Annotated in this window: 17 protein-coding genes; 5 read left to right on the top strand and 12 right to left on the bottom strand. The window is 72.2% G+C overall.

Translation table 11 applies throughout. The annotated features are described in order from the left end of the window. Positions 1-141 precede the first annotated feature (141 nt). Positions 142-435, bottom strand: coding sequence for a hypothetical protein (locus tag ABZ371_RS03060; protein WP_358672830.1), 294 nt, complete (start codon positions 433-435; stop codon positions 142-144). 134 nt (positions 436-569) lie between these two features. Beyond that, positions 570-1,724, bottom strand: coding sequence for an adenosine deaminase (locus tag ABZ371_RS03055; RefSeq protein ID WP_358672829.1), 1,155 nt, complete (start codon positions 1,722-1,724; stop codon positions 570-572). Between the two features lie 186 nt (positions 1,725-1,910). Here ABZ371_RS03055 and ABZ371_RS03050 point away from each other — a divergent pair, with 186 nt between their 5' ends. Then, complete coding sequence (locus ABZ371_RS03050) at positions 1,911-2,591, top strand: alpha/beta hydrolase (protein ID WP_358672833.1); 681 nt, start codon at positions 1,911-1,913, stop codon at positions 2,589-2,591. 73 nt (positions 2,592-2,664) lie between these two features. Here the strand turns inward: ABZ371_RS03050 and ABZ371_RS03045 are convergent, their stop codons facing one another. Next, a complete protein-coding gene (locus ABZ371_RS03045; protein WP_358672828.1) occupies positions 2,665-3,618 on the bottom strand; it encodes a LysR family transcriptional regulator in 954 nt (317 codons plus the stop codon). A 62-nt stretch (positions 3,619-3,680) separates the two neighbouring features. Between ABZ371_RS03045 and ABZ371_RS03040 the strand changes: the two genes are divergently transcribed. The 3 genes from ABZ371_RS03040 (at position 3,681) to ABZ371_RS03030 (ending at position 6,893) form a co-directional block, all read left to right on the top strand. Next, the gene (locus tag ABZ371_RS03040; RefSeq protein WP_358672827.1) at positions 3,681-5,018 is read left to right on the top strand and encodes an MFS transporter; all 1,338 of its coding nucleotides are present in this window, start codon (positions 3,681-3,683) and stop codon (positions 5,016-5,018) included. Positions 5,019-5,098: 80 nt separating this feature from the next. Beyond that, positions 5,099-5,815, top strand: a complete 717-nt coding sequence (locus tag ABZ371_RS03035; RefSeq protein ID WP_358672826.1) for a L,D-transpeptidase — start codon at positions 5,099-5,101, stop codon at positions 5,813-5,815. A 97-nt stretch (positions 5,816-5,912) separates the two neighbouring features. Then, positions 5,913-6,893, top strand: coding sequence for a sigma-70 family RNA polymerase sigma factor (locus ABZ371_RS03030; protein ID WP_358672825.1), 981 nt, complete (start codon positions 5,913-5,915; stop codon positions 6,891-6,893). Between the two features lie 60 nt (positions 6,894-6,953). On the opposite strand, the gene ABZ371_RS03025 is transcribed toward ABZ371_RS03030, so the two are convergent. The 9 genes from ABZ371_RS03025 to ABZ371_RS02985 form a co-directional block, all read right to left on the bottom strand. Further along, positions 6,954-7,295, bottom strand: coding sequence for an STAS domain-containing protein (locus tag ABZ371_RS03025; protein WP_358672824.1), 342 nt, complete (start codon positions 7,293-7,295; stop codon positions 6,954-6,956). A gap of 204 nt (positions 7,296-7,499) precedes the next feature. After that, positions 7,500-8,777, bottom strand: coding sequence for a thymidine phosphorylase (locus ABZ371_RS03020; protein WP_358672823.1), 1,278 nt, complete (start codon positions 8,775-8,777; stop codon positions 7,500-7,502). A gap of 117 nt (positions 8,778-8,894) precedes the next feature. Further along, positions 8,895-9,296: a cytidine deaminase gene (locus ABZ371_RS03015; protein ID WP_358672822.1), complete on the bottom strand. Its 402-nt coding sequence runs from the start codon at positions 9,294-9,296 to the stop codon at positions 8,895-8,897. Continuing rightward, entirely contained in the window at positions 9,293-10,555 is a 1,263-nt protein-coding gene (locus tag ABZ371_RS03010) for an ABC transporter permease (protein ID WP_358672821.1), read from the bottom strand. The genes ABZ371_RS03015 and ABZ371_RS03010 overlap by 4 nt, the downstream gene beginning before the upstream one ends. Beyond that, positions 10,552-11,670, bottom strand: coding sequence for an ABC transporter permease (locus ABZ371_RS03005; protein WP_358672820.1), 1,119 nt, complete (start codon positions 11,668-11,670; stop codon positions 10,552-10,554). The genes ABZ371_RS03010 and ABZ371_RS03005 overlap by 4 nt, the downstream gene beginning before the upstream one ends. Then, positions 11,670-13,253 (bottom strand): ABC transporter ATP-binding protein, encoded by a 1,584-nt coding sequence (locus ABZ371_RS03000; protein WP_358672832.1) that lies wholly within the window; start codon positions 13,251-13,253, stop codon positions 11,670-11,672. The genes ABZ371_RS03005 and ABZ371_RS03000 overlap by 1 nt, the downstream gene beginning before the upstream one ends. A gap of 266 nt (positions 13,254-13,519) precedes the next feature. Then, positions 13,520-14,572, bottom strand: a complete 1,053-nt coding sequence (locus ABZ371_RS02995) for a BMP family ABC transporter substrate-binding protein (protein WP_358672819.1) — start codon at positions 14,570-14,572, stop codon at positions 13,520-13,522. Positions 14,573-14,710: 138 nt separating this feature from the next. After that, positions 14,711-15,925, bottom strand: coding sequence for an amidohydrolase (locus tag ABZ371_RS02990; protein ID WP_358672831.1), 1,215 nt, complete (start codon positions 15,923-15,925; stop codon positions 14,711-14,713). Positions 15,926-16,363: 438 nt separating this feature from the next. After that, entirely contained in the window at positions 16,364-16,972 is a 609-nt protein-coding gene (locus ABZ371_RS02985; protein WP_358672818.1) for a hypothetical protein, read from the bottom strand. 245 nt (positions 16,973-17,217) lie between these two features. Between ABZ371_RS02985 and ABZ371_RS02980 the strand changes: the two genes are divergently transcribed. Continuing rightward, positions 17,218-18,144 carry a LysR substrate-binding domain-containing protein gene (locus ABZ371_RS02980; protein ID WP_358672817.1) on the top strand — a complete coding sequence of 309 codons (927 nt, stop codon included), beginning with the start codon at positions 17,218-17,220 and terminating at the stop codon, positions 18,142-18,144. Positions 18,145-18,166 lie beyond the last annotated feature (22 nt).

Raw genomic sequence — 18,166 nt, 5'->3', positions numbered from 1 at the left:
GCGGGCGGTGTGGGTGTGCCTCCCCGCGCACAAGCCCCCCCCCCCGACGGCGGGGTGCGCGGCGGGGCCGCGCCGCGCCCCGGGGTGGGGGCCCCCCCCCCGAGCGGGGGGCGCCCCCCACAGCCGTGTCGAGCGCGTCGCTCAGCGGCCCAGGGGCAGGAGGCTGGTCAGCCCGCCGGCGGGCATGCCGCCGAGCAGGTTGTTGCCCTTGGTCTTGACCGCGTGGCCTGCCTGCTGCTGGTCGAGGAGGCCGCCCGATGCCTTCTGGACGGCGGGAAGGGCGTCGGTCACGGAGTCGAGCGCGATGTTCGCGGGCAGCACGCCGGCCAACGAGTCGACGGGCAGCGCGACGGCGGAGGCACTGCCCGCGCCGGCGGCGGCGAAAGCGGCGCCGAGGGCGACGACGCCGAGGGTCCTGACAGCAGTCTGCTTCATATTACTTTCATCCTTGGGGAAGGGGATGTGAACGGCTCTGCAACGTAGTCAGCCGCTGACGCCTCCCGCAAACATGCCGGGACACGGAAAACGGCCGGGATCCACCACCCCCGGCCGTCGCCCGTAAGCCTTTCTCAGCCCGCCGTACGCACAGAACCGCTGGTCGTGACGGTCTGACGGAATAGCCATTCGGACTTGAGTTCCGCGTAACCGGGCTTCACGACGTCGTTGATCATCGCCAGACGTTCATCGAAAGGAATGAACGCCGATTTCATCGCGTTGACGGTGAACCACTGCATGTCGTCGAGTGTGTATCCGAAGGTCTCGGTCAGCCGCTCGAATTCCTGGCTCATGCTCGTCCCGCTCATCAGCCGGTTGTCCGTGTTGACGGTGGCGCGGAAGTGGAGCTTGCGCAACAGCCCGATGGGGTGCTCGGCGTACGAGGAGGCCGCCCCGGTCTGGAGGTTGGACGTGGGGCACATCTCCAGCGGGATGCGCTTGTCGCGCACGTAGGAGGCGAGACGGCCGAGCTTCACCGTGCCGTCGTCGGCGATCTCGATGTCGTCGATGATGCGCACACCGTGTCCGAGCCGGTCCGCGCCGCACCACTGCAGGGCCTGCCAGATCGACGGGAGCCCGAAGGCCTCGCCGGCGTGGATGGTGAAGTGGTTGTTCTCGCGCTTGAGGTACTCGAACGCGTCCAGGTGCCGGGTGGGAGGGAAGCCCGCCTCGGCGCCCGCGATGTCGAAGCCCACCACGCCCGTGTCACGGTAGCGGTTGGCGAGCTCGGCGATCTCCAGCGCCCGGGCGGCGTGCCGCATCGCCGTGAGGAGGGCCCCGACGCGGATGCGGTGGCCGTTGGCGCGGGCCCTGCGCTCACCCTCGCGGAAGCCCTCGTTGACCGCTTCGACGACCTCTTCGAGGGTCAGGCCCGCGGTGAGGTGCTGCTCGGGCGCGTACCGCACCTCGGCGTAGACGACGCCGTCCTCGGCGAGGTCCTCGGCGCACTCGGCGGCCACCCGGAACAGGGCGTCGCGCGTCTGCATGACGGCGCAGGTGTGGGCGAACGTCTCCAGGTAGCGCTCCAGCGAACCGGAGTCCGCCGCCTCACGGAACCAGGTGCCGAGTTTGTCCGGTTCGGTCTCGGGGAGGGCCTCGTAGCCCTGGGCGAGCGCGAGCTCGACGACGGTGCCGGGGCGGAGGCCACCGTCGAGGTGGTCGTGCAGGAGCACTTTGGGCGCACGGCGGATCTGGTCGGAATCGGGGACGTTCAGGGTCTGGCTCGTCATCTTGGCACTCTAGCGCCTACGCGCGTAGAGCGCTGGCGCCGATGTGTAACAGTGACCGCCGGGCCGGAGGAAAACCGCGTGCCCTTCTGACACTGTTCAGTCATGTCAGAGCGCTTACTCACGCCGCCCGCCGCCAGGCTGGGACCAGCCGTCCGCACGGCCGGAGCGCCGTCCGGGATCAGCGGAGTGGTCCTGCTGCTCCCGGACGGCGCGGCCGCGTCGCACCGCCGCCCCTCCGCCCTCTCCTACGCCCGGCAGCTGCCGCTCGCCCGGACCCTGGCGCGGGCCGGCCGCCACGACGGACTCGCCGTCCACGTCGTGCGCTACCGCCACCGGGGCTGGAACGCCGGGGCGGATCCGGCGGCCGACGCCGAGTGGGCCGCCGACGAGGCCGTGCGCCGCTACGGTGACGTGCCCGTCTGCCTCGCCGGGCACGGGATGGGCGGCCGGGCGGCCCTGCGCGCGGGCGGCCACGCCGCCGTCCGATCGGTGCTGGCGATGGCCCCGTGGCTGCCGGAGGCGCAGACCCCCGCGCAGGCCCCCGAGCCGGTCAAGCACCTCGTGGGGCGGCGGGTGCTGATCGTGCACGGCACGAGGGACGGCCGGACGAGCCCGGAGCTGTCCTACCGGCTGGCGGAGCGCGTCAAGAAGTCCAACCGGGACACCTGCCGCTTCGAGGTCCACTCCGACGGGCACGCGCTGCGCCGGTACCGGGCCGAGGTGACGGCCCTGGCCGCGGACTTCGTCCGGGGCTCCCTCCTCGCCCGGTCCTACGCGCGACCGGTCGCCGACGCGTTCGCGGCCCCGCCGCCGCTGGGACTGCGCATGCCGCTGGCCGCCGGCTTCGGCAGGTCGCTGCGGCCCTGAACGCACCGGGGAGGCCCGCCGGGGCACGGGCACCGGGCGGGCCCGTGCGCCACCGGGCGGGCCCGTGGGTCCGTCAGTCCGGCAGCAGGTTCCCGCGCCGGGACAGCAGGAAGCGCTTGAACGCCGCGACGGGCGGCGTGTCGGGGTGGCCGTCGAGCCAGGCGACCCCGATCTCACGGGCGGCGCGCGGCGCCGTGACGGTCAGCTCGACCACGCCCGGCCGGGCGACCGCGGGCGGCGGGAGCAGGGCCACCCCCAGCCCGGCGGCGACCAGCCCGCGCAGCGTCTCGGCCTCCTCGCCCTCGAACGCGACCCGCGGCGTGAAGCCGGCCTCCGCGCAGAGGTCGTCCGTGATCCGCCGCAGGCCGTAACCGGGCTCCAGGGTGACGAAGGCTTCCTCGGCGGCCTCGGCGAGGCGGACGCGGCGGCGCCCGGCGAGGCGGTGGTCGTCCGGGACGACCAGGCGGAGCCGCTGCTCGTCCAGGCGGCGGGCCACCAGGTCGGGGGCCTCGGGGACGGGGGAGGTCAGGCAGAGGTCGAGGTCGCCCGCCCGCAGGCGTTCGAGCATCGCCTCGCCGTAGTTCTGGACGAGCTGGAAACGGACCCGGGGGTGGTCGGCGCGGAAGGCCCGGAGCAGCGCGGGCACGGTCTCGGAACCCATGGTGTGCAGGAAGCCGAAGGCGACCCTGCCCGAGGCCGGGTCGGCGTCCGCGCGCACCGAGTCGGCCGCCTTCTCCACCTCGGCCAGCGCGCGTTCGGCCGATCCGAGGAAGGTGCGGCCGGCGGGGGTGAGCGAGACGGTGCGGCCGCGGCGGGCGAGCAAGGCGACGCCCAGGTCCTGTTCGAGCCTCACCATGGCCCGCGAGAGCGTCGACTGCGGCACACCGAGCTCGTGCGCGGCACGCGTGACGTGCTCGTGCCGGGCCACCGCCTCGAAGTACGCGAGGCGGGGCGCGAGCACGGCCCGGATGTCTTCTTCGTAACTACTCGGTGACAGCCGTGGCTGTGAGCTGTATTGATGCACCATGGGAACGATTATGAGGGTTTCATGCATTGGACGCATGAAACCCGGAAGCCTACGTTCTGGGTATGCCTCCTGCCAGTACCGGGGCGTCCACCGTCGTGCTGGGCGCCTCCGCTCCGTCATCCGCCGTCGCCGCTCCCCCGACCGCCCCGGTCCGCTCCGGACCGGTCCGCTCCGAGCCGGACCGCCTCGCGCCGGGCCGCCCGGGCCACCGCCGGATGAGCTTCGCGCTCCTCGCCGCCGGGATCGCGACCTTCGCCCTCCTCTACTCCACGCAGGCGCTGCTGCCCGGCGTCTCCGCCTCCTTCGGCGCCACCGCCGGCCGGGCGAGCTGGACGGTCTCCGCCGCGACGGGGGCGCTGGCCCTGTGCGTGCTGCCGCTGAGCGCCCTCTCCGAGCGTTTCGGTCGGCGGGAGATGATGACGGCGTCGCTGACGGTCGCCGTACTGGTCGGGCTCCTCGTCCCCTTCGCCCCGTCGCTCGGCTGGCTGATCGCCCTGCGCGCCGTCCAGGGCGCGGCGCTGGCCGGACTGCCCGCCTCGGCGATGGCGTACCTGGCCGAGGAGGTGCGGCCCAAGGCCCTGGTGGCGGCGATCGGGCTGTTCGTGGCCGGCAACAGCATCGGCGGCATGAGCGGCCGCATCCTCACGGGCTGGGTCGCCCAGCTGTGGGGCTGGCGCGCCGCCCTCGGCGCGGTGGGGCTGCTGGCCGCCGCCTGCGCCGTCGTGTTCCACTTCATGATCCCCAAGGCCAGGCACTTCACGCCCGGTTCGCTCGACCCCCGGGCCCTGGCCAGGACGGTCACCGGCCATCTCGCCGATCCGCTGCTGCGCCGGCTGTACGCGATCGGCGCCCTGTTCATGACGGTGTTCGGCGCGGTCTACACCGTGATCGGCTACCGGCTCGTCGAAGCACCGTTCGGCCTCCCGCAGGGGATCGTGGGCTCGGTCTTCCTCGTCTACCTGGTCGGCACGGTCTCCTCCGCGGCGGCCGGGCGTCTCGTCGCCCGGCTGGGCCGCCGGGGCGCGCTGTACCTCGCCGTGTCCACGACGGCCGCCGGCCTGCTGCTCTCGCTGGCCGACCGGCTGGCCGCCGTCCTGCTGGGCCTGGTCCTGATCACGGCCGGCTTCTTCGCCGGGCACGCGGTCGCCTCCTCGTCGGTGAGCCGGACGGCGACGACCGGCCGCGCCCAGGCGTCGGCGCTCTACCAGTCGGCGTACTACCTGGGCTCCAGCGCGGGGGGCACGCTGGGCGCGGTCGCCTTCCACGCCGGCGGCTGGGCGGGCACGGTCGCGCTGGGCCTGCTGGCGGTGCTCGGCGTCGTGTCGATCACGCTGTACGGGACGAGGGCCGCCCGGGCCGAACGGCTCCGGGCCCGCCCGGTGGGGGCCGTGCACAACTGAGACCTGTTTCCGCACAACCGCCGCTCCGCCGCGCGCGTCCAACAAGCGGAGTCACACACCGCGCGAAGGGGAGCAGACGAATGCGCATCTCGGGGAAGATACGCGGCGCGACGACGCGGCGTGGAGCCGCGCTGTCCGTCGCCGGGCTCATGGCCGTACCGGCCCTGGTCCTGAGCACGGGCACGACCGCCCAGGCGGCCTCCTGCACGGCCGCGAAGGGGCCGTACCAGAAGCAGGTCGAGAAGTGGCTGAAGCGGACCGCGGACGGGCGGCAGTCCACGGCCGACTGCAAGGCGATCCGCGCCTTCCAGGTGGCGAAGGGCGTCACCCCGGCCATCGGGTACGCGGGTCCCGTCACCTGGCGCACGATGACGACGATCACGGCGCAGAAGGCCGCGGGCAAGAAGCCCAACGCCGCGAAGAAGTGTCCCACCGACAGGGGGCGCATCGCGTGCGTGGACCTGACGCGGCAGCTGAGCTGGATCCAGGACGGCGCCAAGCTGAAGTTCGGTCCGGTGCCGGTGCGGACGGGCCGTGACGGCGCGGAGACGCGGACCGGCGCGAGGAAGGTCTACTGGCGCAACATCGACCACTGGTCGACGCTCTACGACGTCCGGATGCCGTACGCCCAGTTCTTCGACGGCGGCCAGGCGTTCCACTCGGTCACCAAGTCCATGTACAACAACCCGGGCTCGGCGGGCTGCGTCAACATGCGGCCGGCGGACGCGAAGTCATACTGGAAGCTGCTGAAGAACGGTGACGACGTCTTCGTGTACGGACGCAAGCCCGGCACCTGAGCAGGGGCTTTCCCGCTTCCCGTCCCCGTTGTCAGTGCCCTGGGGTAGCTTCCGCAGTGCTGAGTGAGCGGTGTCACAGCACGACAGGGGTGGAGCGATGAGTGATCCGACGGCGACGGCCGGCATCGACAGCCGTCTGGAGGGACACCGGGTCGAGCTGACCGGCTACTGCTACCGGATGCTCGGCTCGGCCTTCGAGGCGGAGGACGCGGTCCAGGACACGATGGTGCGTGCCTGGCGCAACTTCGACAAGTTCGAGGGCCGCTCCTCCCTGCGCTCCTGGCTCTACCGCATCGCGACGAACGTCTGCCTGGACATGCTGAACGCGGGCAACAAGCGGGCCAGGCCGGTGGATCTGACCGGTCCCACGCCGCTGGCCCAGGCCGCGCTCACCCCGCGCCCGGAGAACACCTGGCTGGAGCCGATGCCGGACGGGCGCGTCCTGCCGTCGACGGCCGATCCGGCCGAGGCCGCGGTGGCCAAGGAGTCGGTGCGCCTGGCGTTCATGGCCGCCCTCCAGCACCTGCCGCCGAAGCAGCGGGCGGTGCTCATCCTGCGTGAGGTCCTGGCCTGGAGGGCCAGTGAGGTCGCGGAGCTGCTGGAGACGACGGTCGCCTCGGTCAACAGCGCGCTGCAGCGCGCCCGGGCGACCCTCGCGGAGACGGCGGGCAGGGCACCGGACACCGCCGATCCGCTGGACGAGGAGCAGCGCAAACTCCTGGACCGCTATGTGGCGGCGTTCGAGGGGTACGACATGACGGCGCTGACGGCCCTGCTCCACGAGGACGCCGTGATGACCATGCCGCCGTTCGACCTCTGGCTCCGGGGCCACGACGACATCACGGGCTTCATGCTCTCCATGGGGGCGAGCTGCGCGAACTCCCGGCTGGTGGCCACGCGGGCCAACGGCGCCCCGGCCTTCGCGCACTACAAGCCGGACCCCGACGGCCCGGGTCACGTCCCGTGGGCGGTGCAGGTCCTCGACGTCTCGGACGGCGCGATCACCGGACTGCACTGCTTCCTGGACACCCCGCGCTGGTTCCCGCTGTTCGGGCTGCCGGACCGCCTGGACGCGTGACGTCCCGGCACGCGGGGCGGCACGCGTGTCCGGGACGGCGCCGGCCCGTGCCGCGGGGTGTCAGGGCGGGTCCAGCCGGATCTGCCCCGTCGCGTCGGTCAGGCCCACCAGGGCCAGCAGGGAGCGGAGTTCGCCCGGGACGTTGCGCAGCCGCAGCCGGGCTCCGGCCCGGCGTGCGACGAGCCCCAGCCGGGCCACCGCCTCGACCAGGGCCAGATCCGGGCACACGACACCGCCCACGTCGCAGTCCACCACCGCGGCCTCGGGCGCGCCGGCCAGCAGCGACTCGAGCTCGGCGCGGAGCGCCGGCACGTCGGCCGGGGTGACCCGGCCGGTGACGACGAGGGCGTTCGGAGTCATGGCGTCCACACCACACAGACCGGCGCACCACGCGGAACTCATCGCCGGCGGCCGGGCGCGGTGCGCCGGGCCCGGCGGATTGCCGTGTCCGGGCCCGGCCGGAAGGCATGCGGCGGCGTGCTCCTCCGGCCGTGTCCGACCGCTCCCACGGGCGGCCTCGCCCTCTCCGCGCGCCCCAGGACCGGCACGCCGCACGGGACCGGTGGCGGTCCACCGGCCCCGTGCGCCGAAGGGCAGACCCGCGGGTCAGGCGATACGCTCCCGCACCACCGGTGTGGCGGTGAAGGGCGTGCCCGCCGGGGCGATGTCGTACGAGCCGGGCAGGGCCTTCAGCGCGTACCCGAACTTCTCGGGGGTGTCCGTGTGCAGGGTCAGCAGCGGCTGCCCCTCGGTCACCGTGTCCCCGGGCTTGGCGTGCAGTTCGACGCCCGCACCGGCCTGCACCGGGTCCTCCTTGCGCGCACGGCCCGCGCCGAGCCGCCAGGCGGCGACGCCGACGTCGTAGGCGTCCAGCCGGGTCAGCACGCCCGACGACGGGGCGGTGATCACGTGCTGCTCGCGGGCGACGGGCAGCTCGGCGTCCGGGTCGCCGCCCTGGGCGGCGATCATGCGGCGCCACACGTCCATGGCCGAGCCGTCGGCGAGGGCCTTCTCCGGGTCGGCGTCCTTCAGCCCCGCCGCGTCGAGCATCTCGCGGGCGAGGGCGAGGGTCAGGTCGACGACGTCGCGGGGGCCGCCGCCGGCGAGGACCTCGACGGACTCGCGCACCTCCAGGGCATTGCCCGCGGTCAGGCCGAGGGGCGTGGACATGTCGGTGAGCAGGGCGACGGTGCGTACGCCGCTGTCGGTGCCCAGGGCGACCATGGTGGAGGCCAGTTCGCGGGCGTCCTCGATGGTCTTCATGAAGGCGCCGGAGCCGACCTTGACGTCGAGGACGAGCGCGCCGGTGCCCTCGGCGATCTTCTTCGACATGATCGAGCTGGCGATGAGGGGGATGGCCTCGACGGTGCCGGTGACGTCCCGCAGTGCGTAGAGCTTCTTGTCCGCGGGGGCCAGTCCGTCGCCCGCCGCGCAGATCACGGCGCCGGTGGTGTCGAGCACGTCCAGCATCTCGGCGTTGGACAGGTGGGCGCGCCAGCCGGGAACGGACTCCAGCTTGTCGAGCGTGCCGCCGGTGTGGCCGAGGCCCCGGCCGCTGAGCTGCGGCACGGCGGCGCCGCACGCGGCGACGAGCGGGGCGAGCGGGAGGGTGATCTTGTCGCCGACCCCGCCGGTCGAGTGCTTGTCGGTGGTGGGGCGGGAGAGCGCGCCGAAGTCCATCCGCTCGCCGGACGCGATCATCGCGGCGGTCCAGCGGGCGATCTCGGTCCGGTTCATGCCGTTCAGCAGGACCGCCATGGCCAGGGCCGACATCTGCTCGTCGGCGACCTCGCCGCGGGTGTACGCGTCGATGACCCAGTCGATCTGCTCGGGGCTGAGCTCGCCCCGGTCCCGCTTGGTGCGGATGACGGAAATGGCGTCCATGGTGCTGGTGTCCTTCCGGCAGGAATGCGCTACGCAGAGTCGCCACTGACTCTACGCGCATAGAGGGGTGATACGGGGGTGGCCCTCCCGGTCGCCGGGAGGGCCACCCGGGCCGTCCTACTCGAGGTGCTGCGGCCCGAACGCCTGCGGCAGCATCTCGTCGAGCGTGCGCAGGCCGTCCGGGGTCTCCAGGACGAGCCCGGGCCCCCCGAACTCGTACAGCAGCTGCCTGCACCGGCCGCACGGCACGAGCACGGCACCCGCGCCGTCCACGCAGGTGAAGTGCGTCAGCCGGCCCCCGCCCGTCGCGGCCAGCTGGGCGACCAGCCCGCACTCGGCGCACAGCCCGATGCCGTAGGACGCGTTCTCGACGTTGCAGCCGACGACGGTGCGCCCGTCGTCGGCCAGGGCCGCCGCGCCGACCGGGTAGCCCGAGTACGGGGCGTACGCCCGGGACATCGCGTCCCGTGCGGCGCTCCGCAGGGCCTCCCAGTCGACGGCGGCCGGCGGCGGCGTCACTTGCCCTCGCCCTTGCGGTACGGCACGCCGTCCGCCTTGGGGGGCCGCAGGCGCTGCGCCGACAGCGCCAGCACGAGCAGCGTCGTGACGTACGGGGCCGCGTCCACGAACTGGCTCGGGACCTGGTCCGTGAGCGCGTACCAGGCGAACAGCAGCGCCGAGACCGCCGCCGCGATCACCGCGGCCACGTACTTCTTCCGGTACAGCTGCCAGAACACGACGATCACCAGCAGGATCGCCAGGAGCAGCAGCATCGCGTGGACGTTGTCCGCTCCGCCGCGCAGCTTGAGGCTGTCGGTGAAGCCGAAGAGCCCCGCGCCCAGGGCCATGCCGCCCGGCATCCAGTTGCCGAAGATCATCGCGGCGAGGCCGATGTAGCCGCGGCCGCCGGTCTGGCCCTCCTGGTAGATGCTGGTGGCGACGAGGGCGAGGAAGGCGCCGCCGAGCCCGGCCAGGCCGCCGGAGATCGTGACGGCGATGTACTTGTACTTGTACACGTTCACGCCGAGCGTCTCGGCGGCCACCGGGCTCTCGCCGCAGGAGCGCAGGCGCAGGCCGAAGGCGGTGCGCCACAGCACCCACCAGGTCACGGGGATCAGGAGCAGGGCGACGACGGTCAGCAGGGACAGCCCGGTGACCAGCCCGCCGATGATGCCGGCGAGGTCGGACACGAAGAACCAGTGGTGTTGCTGGAGGTCCTGCATCCAGTCCGACAGTCCCGGGACGGTGATCTTGTCGATCTCCTCCAGGCGCGGGGACTGCTTGGAGGAACCGCCGGGCTCCTCGGCGAAGGTGAAGTTGGAGAGGTAGCGGGTGACCCCGACGGCGAGGATGTTGATCGCCACACCGGAGACGATGTGGTTCACGCCGAAGGTGACGGTGATGACCGCGTGCAGCAACCCGCCCAGGGCGCCTCCGACGACGCCGAACAGGACGCCCGTCCAGGGGCCCCACTGGAAACCGGCCCAGGCGCCGAACCAGGTGCCGAGGATCATCATGCCCTCGAGGCCGATGTTGACGACACCGGCCCGCTCGGCCCAGAGGCCGCCGAGGCCCGCCAGGCCGATCGGCACGGCCAGTTCCAGGGCGCCGCGCACCTGGCCCACGGAGGTCACGTCGTTCGCCCCGCTGATCAGGCGGACCAGCGAGACGAGGGCCAGCGCCCCGGCGATGATCAGGAGGACGACGGGCAGGGAGAGCTTGCGCCGGCCGCCCTTTCGGGGGGCGACGCGTGCGGCGGAGACTTTGCTGGTGCTCACAGGGCCGCCTCCTTCTGGGTCGTGAGGGCGTGGCCGGCGGCGAGCTCCTCGCCGACCTTCTGCTGCTGCCGGCGGGTCCCGTAACGCCGGACCAGCTCGTAGCTGATGACGACGGAGATCACGATCAGGCCCTGCATGATCGTGGCGATCTCCTTCTCGAAGCCGAACTGGTCCAGCGACGAGGACGCCTTGTCCAGGAAGGCGATGAGCAGGGCGCTGAGGGCGATGCCCAACGGGTGGTTGCGGCCGAGCAGCGCGATGGTGATGCCGGTGAAGCCGATGCCGACCGGGAAGTCGAGGCTGTAGGTGTGGGTGTCGCCCAGCAGCGTGGGCATCCCGGCCAGGCCGGCGACGGCACCCGAGATCAGCATCGAGGTCAGGATCATCTTCTTGGCGTCCACGCCGGATGCCTGGGCGGCGCTCTCGCTGGCACCGGTGGCCCGGAGGTCGAAGCCGAAGCGGGTGCGGTTCAGGACCAGCCAGTAGACGAGGCCGCAACCCGCGGCGACGAACGTGAACCCGTAGATCTCACCGGCCTCGGCGCCCAGGGAGAGCCCGGGGAACCAGCCGGACTCCGGGATCTCGCCCGTGGTCAGGTTGTTGGAGCCGGTCGCCTGGTCACCGAAGTTCTTCGGCAGGATCAGCCAGGCGATCAGCGAGGTCGCGATGGAGTTGAGCATGATCGTCGCGACGACCTCGCTCACCCCCCGGGTGGTCTTGAGGAAGCCCGCGATGCCCGCCCAGAAGGCACCCACCAGCATCGCGACGACGACGATGAGGAGGATCTGGAGCGGTCCGGGAAGGTCGACGCTGGCGCCGACGAGGGCGGCCATCATCGCGGCGAGGCGGTACTGCCCGTCGACACCGATGTTGAAGAGGTTCATCCGGAAGCCGACGGCCACGGCGAGGGCGGCCAGGTAGTACGTACCGGACTGGTTGATGATCAGTACCTGCACGTCGGAGTACGACGCCTGCTCGAACAGCAGTCGGTACAGCTCGAACGGATCGCGGTTCGAGATGAGGAGCACCACGGTGGTGAGCGCGAACGCCACCACCAGGGCCAGCGCCGGCCCGGCGAATCCCAGGACGATCCGGTCCTTGTCGAATTTCTTCATCAGGCCTCGTCCTCCGGTGCTGCTTCGAGGTGACCGGCGGCGGCGCCGGTCATGGCCGAGCCCAGTTCCTCCGGGGTGATGGTGGCGGGGTCGGCGTCGGCGACGAGCTGACCGCGGTACATGACGCGCAGGGTGTCGGAGAGCCCGATGAGCTCGTCCAGGTCCGCCGAGATCAGCAGGACGGCGAGTCCCTCACGGCGCGCCTCGCGGATCTGGTCCCAGATCTGCGCCTGGGCGCCGACGTCCACGCCCCGCGTGGGGTGGGCGGCGATCAGCAGCTTCGGGTTGTGGCTCATCTCGCGGCCGACGATCAGCTTCTGCTGGTTGCCGCCGGACAGGGAGCCCGCGGTGACCTCGATGCCCGGGGTGCGGACGTCGTACTCGCGGACGATGCGCTCGGTGTCGGCGCGTGCCGCCTTCGGGTCCAGCAGGAAGCCGCGGCTGTTGGGCTTCTCCGTGACGTGGCCGAGGATGCGGTTCTCCCAGAGCGGGGCGTCCAGCAGGACGCCGTGCCGGTGCCGGTCCTCGGGGATGTACCCGATGCCGTCCTCGCGCCGCTTGCGGGTGGGGGCGTGCGAGATGTCGGCGCCGTCCAGGGTGATGACACCGCTGTCCGGGTTCCGCATCCCGACGAGCGCCTCGATCAGCTCGGTCTGGCCGTTGCCCTCGACGCCCGCGATCCCGAGGACCTCGCCCTTGTGGATGGTGAAGCCGACGTCGGACAGGACGTCGCGGACGACCCCGTCCGGGTCGGTCACGCCGAGGGAGAGCCCCTCGACGCGCAGCATGGGCACGTCCGTCACCGTGGACTCGCGGGTCTCCGGCGAGGGCAGCTCGCTGCCGACCATCAGTTCCGCGAGCTGCTTGGTCGTGGTGTTCGCGGGGTCGGCGGTGCCCACCGTCGTGCCGCGCCGGATCACCGTGATCTCGTCGGCGACGGACAGGACCTCGCCGAGCTTGTGCGAGATGAAGATGACGGTGAGTCCCTCGGCCTTGAGCTCGCGGAGGTTGGCGAAGAGCGCGTCGACCTCCTGCGGGACCAGCACGGCGGTCGGCTCGTCCAGGATGAGGATGCGGGCACCGCGGTAGAGGACCTTGAGGATCTCCACCCGCTGGCGGTCGGCGACCCCGAGGTCCTCGACGAGCGCGTCGGGCCTGACGCCGAGACCGTACGCGTCGGAGATCTCCTTGATCTTCCTGCGGGCGGCGGAGCCGATGCCGTGCAGGCTCTCGCCGCCGAGGACGACGTTCTCCAGGACGGTGAAGTTGTCGGCGAGCATGAAGTGCTGGTGCACCATGCCGATGCCGCGGGCGATGGCGTCGCCCGGGTTGGCGAACGACACCTGCTCGCCGTCCACGGCGATGGTCCCCTCGTCCGGCTTCTGCATGCCGTAGAGGATCTTCATCAGGGTGGACTTGCCGGCACCGTTCTCACCGACGAGGGCGTGGACCGTGCCCTTGCGGACGGTGATGCCGATGTCGTGGTTGGCGACGACACCGGGGAAGCGCTTGGTGATGCCGTGCAGTTCTACGGCAGGGGGACTGCTGGACGCGTTGATGACGCACTCTCCTTGGCCGGACAGGAGCGGGGGCACAGGGGCAGAGGGGGCGGGGGTGAAGTTATCGCGCCTGAGGGCTGTCTACACGCGTAGCGCTGCCGAATCGTAAAGCGTAGGCACCCGGCGCGGACCGGACACATGGCCCGGAACCCGCGCGAGGCAGGACACTGCGACGGGCGGATCTTCTTCGAGGACGCCGACGGACGGATCTCCGCCGAGGGTGGCGCCCGGCGGGCCCGGAGCGGTGGCGCGCTCCGGGCCCGGGGACGACCGGCGTGACGACGGAGTCGTTACGGGGTGGTCTTGACCGTGATCGTGCCGTCGACGATTTCCTTCTTCGCCTTGTCCACGGCGGCGATGACCTCGGTCATCTTGGTGAAGGCCGGGTTCGACGCCGCCAGGCCGACGCCGTCCTTGGCGAGGCCGTAGCGGATCTCACCGGACTGCGGCTTGCCGTCCTGGACTGACTTGATCAGGTTGAAGACGGAGTCCTCGACGTCCTTGGTGACCGAGGTCAGGATGGACTCCTTGTAGGCGGCGAGCCCCTCCTGCTTGTACTGGTCGGAGTCGACGCCGATGTTCCACTTGCCGGCCTTGGAGACGGCCTCGATGGCTCCGGAACCGGCCAGACCGGCCGCCGAGTAGACCACGTCGGCACCCTTGTCGAGCTGGCCCTGGGCGGCGGCCTTGCCGAGGTCGGGCTTGGAGAAGCCGTCGAAGTTCGGCGGCTGGGTCAGGTACTGCGCGAGCACCTTCACCGAGGGCTCGGTGTCCTTGACGCCCTGCTCGAAGCCGGCCTGGAACTTCTTGATCAGCGGGGTCTCGACACCGCCGATGAAGCCGACCGTCTTCGTCTTGGTGACCTTGGCGGCGGCGACACCCGCGAGGTAGGAGCCCTGCTCCTCGTTGAAGACGATGTTGGCGATGTTGTCGCCGGTCACCGAGGCGTCGTCGATGATCCCGAAGGTGGTCTTCGGGAACTTCGGCGCGACCTTCTTGATGGCGGGGGCGTAGGCGAAACCGACACCGATCACCGGGTTGTTGCCGGCGCGGGCCAGCGAGGTGAGGCGCTGGACCTTGTCCGCGTCCGACTCGCCCTCGGACGGCTCGGCCTCGGTGCCCTTGACGCCGAGGTCCTTCTGGGCCCGGGCGAGGCCCGCGTAGGCGGCGTCGTTGAACGACTGGTCGCCACGGCCGCCGATGTCGTACGCGATGGCCGTCTTGTCGGCCTTGGAGTCGGAACTGCTGCTCGACGAGGAGGACGACTCGCCACACGCCGTGACGCTGAGCGCGAGTGCCGCGGACATGACGCCCACGGTGGCAATCCTGGTGATCCGGCGCAAGGGAAGGCTCCTTCAAACCTGACCGAAGCGCCTCTTCCGGCGCTGGTTTCGCGGCGATCGTAACGCGCGTAGATGTCAGATAAGGACCTGTACGGAAGCCGTTATCGGATCGTCGCGAACAGGAGGTGTCCTGTCCAGTTACGAACGGTTGCCTTCCAGCAGCGCGGAGGCGGTGAACAGCTCGACCCCGACGGTGATCGCCTCCTCGTCGGCGTCGAAGTTCCCGCGGTGCAGGTCCAGACCGCGCGTGTCGCCCGGGGTGCGCACCCCGAGCCGGGCCATGGCGCCCGGCACGTGCTCCAGGTACCAGGAGAAGTCCTCCCCGCCGAGACTCTGTTCCGTGTCCTCGATGGCGTACGAACCGCGGCGCACGGTCATCGCGGCGTCGAGCAGGCCGATGGACTCGGCGTCGTTCACCACGGGCGGCACCCCGCGGACGTAGTCGATCACCGTCTTCGCCCGGTGCATTCCGGCCACCTCGTCGACCGCCGCGTGGACCATGTCGGGCGCCTGCCGCCAGGTCTCCAGGTCGAGGCAGCGGACCGTCCCGGACAGCTCGGCGTGCTGCGGGACCACGTTGGGCGCGTGCCCGGTCACCAGCCGGCCCCAGGTGAGGGCGAGCCCGGACCGGGCGTCGACCCGGCGGGCCAGCAGTGCGGGGACGTCGAGGGCCACCCGGGCCGCCGCGGTGACGAGGTCCGTGGTCAGGTGCGGCCGGGCGGTGTGACCGCCGGGGCCGTCGAGGGAGACCTCCAGCCGGTCGCAGGCGGAGGTGATCGCCCCGATCCGCAGTCCGATCTTCCCGACGTCCACCTTGGGGTCGCAGTGCACCCCGATGATCCGCCCGACGCCCTTCAGCACCCCGGCGTCGATCGCGTCGGCCGCCCCCCCGGGCAGCACCTCCTCGGCCGGCTGGAACAGCAGCCGCACGGCGTGCGGCAGCAGCCCCTGCCGGTCGAGCTCGCTGAGCACCAGCCCGGCGCCCAGCACGCAGGCGGTGTGGACGTCGTGCCCGCAGGCGTGCGCCCGGTCGGGCACGGTGGACCGGTAGGAGACGCCCTCCTTGGTGTCCGGGATCGGCAGCGCGTCGATGTCGGCGCGCAGCGCCAGCATGGGGGTGACGCCGTCCCACTCCCCCACGTCACAGATGAGCCCCGTGCCGCCGGGCAGCACTTCCGGCGCGAGGCCCGCCCTCTCCAGCCGCGCCTTGATCGCGGCGGTGGTGCGGAACTCCTGGTTGCCGAGCTCGGGGTGCATGTGGAGGTCACGCCGGAAGGCGATCAGCTCGGCACGCAGCTCGTCGGAGAGGGTGCCGGGCATGGCGGCCTCGGCATGGGGCGAGCGGGTCTTCAACTGGTTCACCCCGTCAAGGGTAGGCCCCATGGACCTTCAACTGGCCACAGATCAACAAAACTTCAGCCGCTCAGCGGAACAAAAGGGGGTGTGGCGGCGTGTAACGACGGCGCGTGATGGGTATCCTCCGCCATCCCCCACGCCGGTGCGAGCCGTACGGCGACCGGCTGCGGCCCGCCCTCGCCCGCGCGCCCCGGAAAGCGGGCGCCGCACCGCCTCCCCCGGCCGGCGAGAGCCCGGCGGTGAGTGCCCGCACCACGGACGCGTCGCACCGCCCCGCGCCGGCGACGACCCGCTCCCGGCGGCTTCGGTGCGGGCGGCGTGCACCGTGGCCGCCGTGGCCGCCGTGGTCGTGTCCACCATGGTGGAACCCCGAGCGCACGCGAGTTCAGGAGGGCGGCCGGTCCACGACGTACGCTCCGCGCGATTCCGCCCCCCTCAGTTCTGCTTCCACGGGTCGGAGGCCGGTTTCAGGCCGAAGGCGCGGTCCAGTCGCGTCCCGGTCGCCTTCAGGCTGCTGACGCCCTTGTCGAACGTGGCCCACCCCGCCCACATCTGCCCCGACTCCTGTGGCGACAGGATCACGGTGGTCCCCGACACCGAGGCGAGGACCTGCTGGGCGCCGGCCTCCAGGTTCTCGAGGGCTGCCGCCCAGGCGGTCTGAGCCTGGGCGTCCGGGATGGTGCCGAACAGCCGTGCGGTGCGCAGGGCTTCGAAGAGGGCCTCGAAGTCCGCGGTCACCGAGTCGAACTCCTCGGTGGGGCGCCCGGCCCGGGCCTTCACCGTCTCACCGATCAGGCTGGTCATGGCCGTCCCTCCGCCGAACTCGTACCACAGGCGGACGGCATCGGCCCTCTCGGCCGCCGTGCTCGGCGTGGGCGTGACAGTGGGACTGGGCGTTGGAGACGGGGACGGGGACGGGGACGACGGCGACTGCGTGGCACCGGGCGGGGCCGCCTCGGGAGCGGCTTCCGTGCAGCCGGTGAGCAGCACGGCGGCGGCGACCGTGAGCAGCAGGGCGCGCACGCTTCCGGGCCGGTTCACCACGGACCCTCCTCGACCGGGACCGCGGATGTCTCCGACGTCGGACCTGCGAGGCCCACCCCCGACTAAGCTTCCCCCCACGGCACTTACCCCCTCGACGGCATGGAGGCGAGGCCCCCGGAGCGTTCGGGCGGCCCGCCTGCGGCCGCTCGTCGAGGCTAGGGCGGGGGTGGTGCGTTCCACCAGCGACCGGATGGCATGGGAGCCATGCGCCACAGGAATGGCTCGGGTGAAGGGGGGTGCGGCACGTGTTCGAGATCGATGCTCTGCGACTCCTGGTGGCGGTGGCCGCGACGGGGTCCTTCACCAAGGCCGCGGCCGGACTGAACTACACGCAGTCAGCGGTTTCCCGGCGCATCGCGTCGCTGGAGCAGGAGGCGGGCGGGCCCCTCTTCGAGCGGCTCCCGAGAGGCGTACGGCTCAACCCCGCGGGTCACGCCCTCCACCGGCACGCCGTGGACGTCCTGGACCGCCTGGCGCATGCCGCGCAGGAGCTGACCGTGCTGCACACGGCACGCGGGGGGCTGCTGCGGGTGGGGGCGTTCCCCACCGCCAACGTCTCGCTGGTGCCCGCCGCCCTGCGCGCCTTCCAGGAGACCAGGCCCGATGTCGAGGTACTGGCGGTCGAGGGCCGCAGCGCCATGCTGACGGCGCGGCTGGCGGACGGGACGCTGGACCTGGCCGTCGTCAGCGACTACCCGTCCGGGCTGCCCACCGCCGACGGCGTCACCACGGCGCCGCTGTGCGAGGACGAGTTGCTGGTCGCCCTCCCCCGCGAGCACCGTCTGGCCGGCGCCGCTGCCGTCGACCTCGGCGAACTGCGCGACGAGGCATGGTTGCAGGACGCGTACGGGGACGGCCGCACGGTGCTCGGTGACGCGTGCGTGCGGGCGGGCTTCGTCCCCAGGAGGATCATCCGGATCGCGGAGTGGACGGGCAAGTTCGGTTACGTGGCCGCGGGGCTCGGGGTCGCGCTGGTCCCCTCGCTGGCCGCCTGGGCGGTGCCGGACGGCCTCGTGCTGGTCCGGCTCACCGACCCGGCCCTGCGCCGGACCGTGCACGTCGCGCTGCCCACCGCGCCGCTGCCGGCGGCGTCGGTCCTGCGCGACCTGCTCCGGGACGGCGGCCGTCCGCGGTGGACGGCACCCGGGGGCCGGGGCCCCGCCGTCGCCTGAGGGCGCCGGCCCCCGGACGGAC

The sequence above is a fragment of the Streptomyces sp. NPDC005899 genome (genome assembly GCF_040629645.1).
GTDB lineage: Bacteria > Actinomycetota > Actinomycetes > Streptomycetales > Streptomycetaceae > Streptomyces.
The sequence above is the reverse complement of the archived record's forward strand: the minus strand, read 5'-3'. Positions and strand labels throughout refer to the sequence as shown.

Bases quoted from the DNA above. Each gene is read 5' to 3' on its own strand.
- ABZ371_RS03060 (WP_358672830.1), bottom strand. From the start codon at position 435: ATGAAGCAGACTGCTGTCAGGACCCTCGGCGTCGTCGCCCTCGGCGCC.
- ABZ371_RS03055 (WP_358672829.1), bottom strand. From the start codon at position 1,724: ATGACGAGCCAGACCCTGAACGTCCCCGATTCCGACCAGATCCGCCGT.
- ABZ371_RS03045 (WP_358672828.1), bottom strand. From the start codon at position 3,618: ATGGTGCATCAATACAGCTCACAGCCACGGCTGTCACCGAGTAGTTAC.
- ABZ371_RS03040 (WP_358672827.1), top strand. From the start codon at position 3,681: ATGCCTCCTGCCAGTACCGGGGCGTCCACCGTCGTGCTGGGCGCCTCC.
- ABZ371_RS03035 (WP_358672826.1), top strand. From the start codon at position 5,099: ATGCGCATCTCGGGGAAGATACGCGGCGCGACGACGCGGCGTGGAGCC.
- ABZ371_RS03030 (WP_358672825.1), top strand. From the start codon at position 5,913: ATGAGTGATCCGACGGCGACGGCCGGCATCGACAGCCGTCTGGAGGGA.
- ABZ371_RS03025 (WP_358672824.1), bottom strand. From the start codon at position 7,295: ATGAGTTCCGCGTGGTGCGCCGGTCTGTGTGGTGTGGACGCCATGACT.
- ABZ371_RS03020 (WP_358672823.1), bottom strand. From the start codon at position 8,777: ATGGACGCCATTTCCGTCATCCGCACCAAGCGGGACCGGGGCGAGCTC.
- ABZ371_RS03005 (WP_358672820.1), bottom strand. From the start codon at position 11,670: ATGAAGAAATTCGACAAGGACCGGATCGTCCTGGGATTCGCCGGGCCG.